General features: G+C 75.2%; 8 protein-coding genes. 6 read left to right on the top strand and 2 right to left on the bottom strand.

Annotation, left to right across the window (positions count from 1 at the left end):
• The 4 genes from ABKW28_RS14580 to ABKW28_RS14565 form a co-directional block, all read left to right on the top strand.
• Positions 1–1,251, top strand: a 1,251-nt coding sequence (locus ABKW28_RS14580; RefSeq protein WP_348610870.1) for a cupin domain-containing protein, incomplete at its 5' end; no start/stop codon positions are given.
• Positions 1,248–2,135, top strand: coding sequence for a sucrase ferredoxin (locus tag ABKW28_RS14575; RefSeq protein ID WP_348610867.1), 888 nt, complete (start codon positions 1,248–1,250; stop codon positions 2,133–2,135). The genes ABKW28_RS14580 and ABKW28_RS14575, both read left to right, overlap by 4 nt.
• A gap of 182 nt (positions 2,136–2,317) precedes the next feature.
• Positions 2,318–2,749 (top strand): hypothetical protein, encoded by a 432-nt coding sequence (locus ABKW28_RS14570; RefSeq protein ID WP_348610865.1) that lies wholly within the window; start codon positions 2,318–2,320, stop codon positions 2,747–2,749.
• 12 nt (positions 2,750–2,761) lie between these two features.
• Positions 2,762–3,430: a DUF6629 family protein gene (locus ABKW28_RS14565; RefSeq protein WP_348610862.1), complete on the top strand. Its 669-nt coding sequence runs from the start codon at positions 2,762–2,764 to the stop codon at positions 3,428–3,430.
• Here the strand turns inward: ABKW28_RS14565 and ABKW28_RS14560 are convergent.
• The gene (locus tag ABKW28_RS14560) at positions 3,408–3,605 is read right to left on the bottom strand and encodes a hypothetical protein (protein WP_348610859.1); all 198 of its coding nucleotides are present in this window, start codon (positions 3,603–3,605) and stop codon (positions 3,408–3,410) included. The two genes, ABKW28_RS14565 and ABKW28_RS14560, sit on opposite strands and share 23 nt — an antisense overlap.
• Before the next feature lie 157 nt (positions 3,606–3,762).
• Between ABKW28_RS14560 and ABKW28_RS14555 the strand changes: the two genes are divergently transcribed.
• On the top strand, positions 3,763–4,188 hold the full coding sequence (locus ABKW28_RS14555; RefSeq protein ID WP_348610856.1) for an Hsp20/alpha crystallin family protein: 426 nt from the start codon (positions 3,763–3,765) through the stop codon (positions 4,186–4,188).
• 37 nt (positions 4,189–4,225) lie between these two features.
• On the opposite strand, the gene ABKW28_RS14550 is transcribed toward ABKW28_RS14555, so the two are convergent.
• Positions 4,226–5,608 (bottom strand): MBL fold metallo-hydrolase, encoded by a 1,383-nt coding sequence (locus ABKW28_RS14550; protein ID WP_348610853.1) that lies wholly within the window; start codon positions 5,606–5,608, stop codon positions 4,226–4,228.
• A 287-nt stretch (positions 5,609–5,895) separates the two neighbouring features.
• Between ABKW28_RS14550 and ABKW28_RS14545 the strand changes: the two genes are divergently transcribed.
• A complete protein-coding gene (locus ABKW28_RS14545; RefSeq protein WP_348610850.1) occupies positions 5,896–6,480 on the top strand; it encodes a flavodoxin domain-containing protein in 585 nt (194 codons plus the stop codon).
• Positions 6,481–6,525: the final 45 nt, after the last annotated feature.

The raw sequence follows: 6,525 nt of genomic DNA, 5'->3' as shown, positions 1-6,525 counted from the left end.
CCCCCCCCCCCCCCCCCCCCCCCCCCCCCCCCCCCCCCCCGCGCCGACACCACCCGCCCCGCCCCAGGACGACCCGCCTCGAGCAGACCCGCACTGGCCCGGCTGGTCGGGGATGTCACCGACTTCGCGCAGACCTCCTGGGGCAGGTCCCCGCTGCTGCGCCCGGGCGCCGACGCGGGCGCCTTCGCCGACCTGCTCAGTGAGCCCGCGGTCGACGAGCTGGTGGCCCAGCGGGGGCTCCGCACGCCGTTCGTACGGGTGGCCAGGGCCGGCTCGACGCTCGCCCACAGCGCCTTCACCGCGCCCGGCGGCCTCGGCGCGGGCATCGCCGACCAGGTCAGCGACGACAAGCTCAGCGCGCTCTTCTCGGCCGGCTCCACCATCGTGCTGCAGGGGCTGCACCGGGTGTGGCCGCCCATCCTCGACTTCTGCCAGCAGCTGGCCGCCGACCTGGGCCACCCGGTGCAGGCCAACGCCTACGTCACCCCGCCGCAGAACCAGGGCTTCGACGACCACTACGACGTGCACGACGTCTTCGTGCTGCAGGTCGCCGGGCGCAAGAAGTGGTCGATCCACGCGCCCGTGCACGAGGCGCCGCTGCGCGACCAGCCGTGGACCGACCGCCGCGAGGCGGTCCGGCTCGCCGCCGAGCAGGAACCGGTGATCGAGACCGTGCTCGAGCCCGGCGACGCGCTCTACCTGCCCCGCGGCTACCTGCACTCCGCGACCGCCCTGGGCGGGGTCACCGTGCACCTCACGCTCGGCGTGCACAGCTGGACCCGGTACGCCGTCGCCGAAGAGCTGGTCGCCCTGGCCCTCGAGCGGCTCGCCGACGACGAGGAGGCCCGCGGCTCGCTGCCGCTGGGCACCTCCCTGGCGGCCGACGACCTCGACCTCGACCTGGTCGGCAAGCGGCTGCGCGAAGCGCTGGGGTCGATCGACGTCGACGACGTCGCGCAGCGCCTGCACGCGAAGCGCCGCGGCTCGCAGCGCGCTGCGCCCCTGGGGCCGCTCGCCCAGCACGCGCTGGCCGCCGCGCTGACCGACGCGACCGCCCTGCGGCTGCGCGAGCACCTCGACGCCACGCTCACCGACGCCACGCTCACCACCCGGGCCGGCAGCCTGCCGGTCGACCAGGTGCCCGCGCCCGTGCTGCGCCGGCTGCTCGAGGGGCACCCCGTCACGGTCGCCGACCTGGGTCGCGAGCCCGCCCGCGAGCTGGTCGAGGCGGGACTGGTCGTCGCCGGATGAGCCTCCGGTGCTCGGACGAGGCCGAGCTGCGCGACGACCCGCTGATCGGCACCGCTCCCCCGCAGCGCGACTGGCTGCTGGTCGAGCACCCGGGGCCGTGGCCGGTGACCGCACCGTTCGGCGCCGACCTGTCCACCGCGCTGCTGCGCGAGCTCGGCCACCCCGAGCTGCGGACGCTGTTCATCCGCCGCCACGGTCGCGAGGGCGCGGCCGACCGGCTGACCGGGCCGCGTCGCTGGTACCGCAGCCACGACGGCCGGTTGCGCACCGGTCTGTGGCAGCAGCCCGACGAGCTGCTGGCCAGCCTCGTCCCCGACAGCGGCGAGGAGCACACCGGCCCGCTGCTCCTCGTCTGCGCCCACGGCGTCCACGACCTGTGCTGCGCCGTCAAGGGACGCCCCGTGGCCCGGGCCCTCGCCCAGCGGTGGCCCGAGGCGACGTACGAGTGCAGCCACGTCGGCGGCGACCGGTTCGCCCCCAACCTGCTGCTGCTCCCCGACCTCACCTGCTACGCCGGCATGTCGCCCAGCGAGGCCGTCAGCACCGTCGAGTCCCACCTGGCCGGCCACGTGGACCCGAGCCGGCTGCGCGGCGTCGCGGGGCTGCACCCCGCCGAGCAGGTCGCGCTCGGCGCCGTGCTCGAGCGGTGGGGCCCCGCGCCGGTCACCGCCGCCGCCCCGCGCCTGGTCGAGCAGACCGGCACCTTCGACGCCGGCCGGTGGACGATCGACGTCATCGGTGTCACTCCCCTGCCCGCGCGCGTGCGCGTCGTGATCGACAGCAGCCGGCGCGCCGAGGCCCGGCTCACCTGCCGGGCGACCAGACCCACGCGTGCCCTGCAGTGGGACGTCGTGTCCGTCGAACCCTGCCCGTCCCAGGCCTGACCGACCGGCTGGCACGCGGCCGGGTCGGTCGGGTGCTCTCGTCGTCCCGGGCCAGGTCACCCCGGATCGGGTCGAAGGACCCTGGGGCCCGACCCGCGCGCCGCCGAGGATGACCGGGTCCGGACGCGAGACCGCGGGCCGCCGCAGCGGCCTTCTCACGTCGGAGCGCAAAGGGGGTCGCAATGGCGGTATCCACGCGGGCGCGGGTGCACTTCCGGTTCGATGACGAGCTGGACGACGTCCCCACCGACGCTGCGGCCGCCCTGGCCGCCATGGCCCGCGCACTGCTGCAGCACACTGACGAGCACGAGGGCGAGCCGGCGACGATGTCCCTGGCCCGGCTGGGCCCCGTGCTGAGCGTGTGGCTGTCCGACCCCGCGTGCTCGCCGGCGTGCCTGCGCGGTTCTGCCCACCTGCCGCGCGAGGCAGACCGGCCTGCTGTCCCTCCGGGCGACGTACGGCTGGTCCTGGCCCCCGGCCCCGGTGAGGGACTGCGCCCGCACTGGGCACTGCTGACGGCGGAGACGAGCGACCCCGGCACGCCCGCTGCTCCGCGAGGACGGCGGGCCCGACCCGACCTGACCCGTCCGAGGAAGCGAGGGAGGCGGCAGTAGAGGACGCTGACCATGTGCTTCTCACCAGAGGTCGACCTCGCCGCGGGCCTGCTGATCGGCGCGGTCGGGCTCGACGCGCTCCGGCACGTCCGCACCCGGCCCGAGCGAGTCCTGGCTGCCCTCCCCCTCGTGCTCGCTGCGCACCAGCTCATCGAGGCCGTCGCGTGGTGGGGCCTGCAGGGCGAGATCGCCCCCGCGCTCGGGCACGCGGCGGAGTGGCTCTACCTCGCGATCGCGTTCGGCGTCCTGCCGGTCCTGGTCCCGGTGGCCGTCGGAGCCCTCGACCCGGGCGCGCACCGACGCCGGACAGGGCTGTTCGTGGGCGTGGGGGTCGTCGTCGCGGTCGCTCTGATGTACGCCGTGGTGCGCGGACCGATCGACACCACGATCGAGGGCCGCCACCTCGCCTACCGTGTCGAGCTCTGGCACGGCGGGACCCTGGTGGTGCTCTACGTGCTCGCCACGTGCGGGGCACTGCTGGCATCTGGTCGCCGTCACGTCCGCGCCTGGGGCGCGGTCAACCTCGTGGCCGTGGCCGTCCTGGCCCGGGTGAGCACGACCGGGTTCATCTCCCTGTGGTGCCTCTGGGCGGCGGTCACGAGCATCGCGGTCGCGCTGCACCTGCGCCACGCGTCGCGGGAGTCCGCGCCCGCGCCACTCACCTCCACGCGACCTCGCTGACCAGCGTGCCGGTCGAGCGACAGGCGCGAACCGTGGCGCCGCCCGTCAGGTACCCGGTCTCCCCCGGCAGGACGACCCCCGATCCGATGCCGGTCCCGCTGGAGGCCAGGACTCCGGCCACGAGCAGCACGAGCGGAGTGGGCAGACCGGCCAGGTCCTCGACGAGGTTGGTCATGACCGGCGCCCGTCCCCTCCCTCTCCAGGGTCTGTCGGGCTCGGGGGCGTGGTGCCCTCCTGCGCGGGGCCGTAGGTCCCTGGGTGCAGCCACCGGGCCGGGCCAGGCTGAGGCGGACAGGGAGCACCCGGCTCCCGCACCACGAGAGGCTCACGAGATGACGACCATGACGCGACGAAGCTCCAACCCCCTCAGCGAGATGCTGACCTGGCTGGACACCGAGGCCCCGGTCGGCCTGCCCGGGCTGGGCCTGCTCGCCCTCGTCAGGATGGAGGACTACGTCGAGGACGGCACGTACGTGCTCAGGGCCGAGCTGCCGGGCATCGACCCCGACGACGATCTCGACATCAGCGTCGACGGCGACGTGCTGACCCTCAGCGGGGAGCGCCACGAGGAGCAGCGGGACCGCAACCGCCACGAGATGCACTACGGCTCGTTCTCCCGCAGCGTGCGCCTGCCCCGGCACGCACGTGCCGAGGACATCGCAGCGACGTACACGGCGGGGGTGCTCGAGGTCCGGGTGCCGATCGACGGCCCGACGGAGCAGCCGCAGAAGATCGCCGTCCGCAAGACCGAGGACTGAGTCCCCGCACCCGGCACCGAGCGGCGGACGGCTCTCGTCAATCGAGACGGACCCGTTCGCCAGCGCGTGGCACGACGGCACACCACCCCAGCTCCTCGGTGATCCTGACCGCGAGGGCCGCGGACGACGCCGGCTCGCCGTGCACGACGTAGACGACCTCCGGGGGGTGGGGGGCGGCGGCGAGCCAGGCGAGGAGCTCGGTGGCATCGGCGTGCACCGAGAAGTCGGGCACGTCGACGATCTCGGCCCGCACCGGGACGTAGCGTCCGTGGATCTTGACCTGCCGCGCGCCGTCGACCAGCTGGCGGCCGCGGGTCCCCACGGCCTGGTAGCCGGTGAGCACCACGCAGTTGCGCGGGTCGGGCAGCTGGTGGGCGAGGTGGTGCACGACCCGGCCACCGGTGGCCATGCCCGAGGCGGAGACCACGATGCAGGGGGTGGCGGGCCGGTTGAGCCTCATCGACTCCGCCGCGTGGGCGACACCGCGGACCTCCAGGTGGTCCAGGGCGGCCCGGACCTCCTCCAGGCCCGGGCGGAGCTGGGGTGAGTCCGCGCTGATCGCCCGCCGGTAGACGCCGAGCGCGGCCAGCGCCATGGGGCTGTCGAGGTAGACCGGCAGTCGAGGGATCCTGCCGTCCCGGACCAAGCGGTGCAGGGCCAGCAGGACCAGCTCGGTGCGGTCCACGGCGAAGGCCGGGATGAGCACCGACCCGCCCCTGGCCGCGGCGCGACGGATCGCTCCGGCGAGCGCGTCCGGGTCGGCCACCGGGTGCGCGCGGTCGCCGTACGTCGACTCGACCACCACCGAGTGCGCCGACGGCGGCGCCACCGGGTCGACCAGGACCGGGTGGCCCGGTCGGCCGAGGTCGCCGCTGAACAGGGTGCGTCGCTCCCCGGTCTCCACCAGCACCGTGGCCGAGCCAAGAATGTGGCCGGCCGGGCGCCACGATGCGCACAGCCCCGGCCCCACCTCGACGTCCCGGTCGAAGTCGACCGGGCACAGCAGCGGCAGCGTGGCCTCCACGTCGGCACCGTCGTACAGCGGCAGGGCCGGGCGATGCTTGGACCAGCCGCCGCTGTTGGCGAGCCGGGCGTCCTCCTCCTGGAGGTGGGCGCTGTCGCGCAGCACGATCTCGATGAGCTCGGCCGACTCCCGGGTGCAGTAGACGGGACCGGAGAACCCCTCACGCACCAACCGGGGCAGGTACCCGCAGTGATCGAGGTGCGCGTGGGTGACGAGGACGGCGTCGAGGTCCGCGGGCGGGATCGCGAAGGGCTCCCAGTTCCGGCGACGCAGCTCGCGCAGCCCCTGGTAGAGCCCCGCATCGACCAGCACCCGCGACCGGTCCGCGTCCACGAGGAACTTGCTCCCGGTCACGCAACCGGCTGCGCCCAGGAAGGTCAGGACCGGGCTGCCCATGCGTCCCCCGCTCCGTCCGGCTCGGCGGCTCGGCGCACCGCCCACTGCGCGACCACGCTCACCGCTCATCGTGCCCCGCCCGTCGCTACTCACCGTCGCCGACGGGAGCAACCGTGCCCGCCCGCGCGCGTCCGAGGCAGGGTCCTTGGTCCCGGCGTCGGGACGCGGCCCGGGGCCGCGCCGGGCCCGGGACCTTCGGCCTCCCTTCAAGGGGCCCGCGACCGGTGCCCGCGCCCCGAGGACCGGCCACCGTGAGGGGCAGACCCGTCCATCCCGAGGAGAACCCGATGAGCGACGACGACGTCGTCACCGCCAACCGCACGCGGGCGCTGGTGGTCTACGAGTCCATGTTCGGCAACACCATGCTCGTGGCCGCCGCCGTGGCACGCGGCCTCGCTAGGTCGGGCGTCGACCAGGACGTGATCGACCTCGCCGAGACCACGGATCCCCCTTCCCCGCCGGCCGGCTACGACCTGCTGGTGGTCGGTGCGCCCACGCACGCCTTCTCCCTGAGCAGGACGTCGTCGCGGAGGCAGGCCGTGGAGCAGGGGGCGCCCGCCGACCGAGCGGCGCACGGCCTGCGGGAGTGGCTCGCCTCCCTGCCCCGCAGCGGCACGCAGCAGAGCGCAGCCACCTTCGACACCCGGGTGGCGACCATGCGCCACCTACCGGGCTCGGCCGCGGTCAAGGCCGCTCGACTGCTGCGCCGCCACGGGCACCACCTCCAGGAGCGCCCTCGCTCCTTCTACGTCTCAGGCACCGAGGGCCCGCTGGTGGACGGCGAGCTCGCCCGCGCGGAGGACTGGGGGGCGAGCCTGGGCTCGCGGCTGCTCCCCCCGGGACCAGCCAGCCCGTCGGCGGGCCGGGGCTGAGCGGCACCACGGCCGCCGACGGCGCCGGACGCGACCCGCACCGGA

The organism is Nocardioides sp. 31GB23 (assembly GCF_040012395.1).
GTDB lineage: Bacteria > Actinomycetota > Actinomycetes > Propionibacteriales > Nocardioidaceae > Nocardioides > Nocardioides salarius.
Note: the sequence above shows the minus strand (reverse complement) of the source record. Positions and strands in the feature narration are given on the sequence as shown.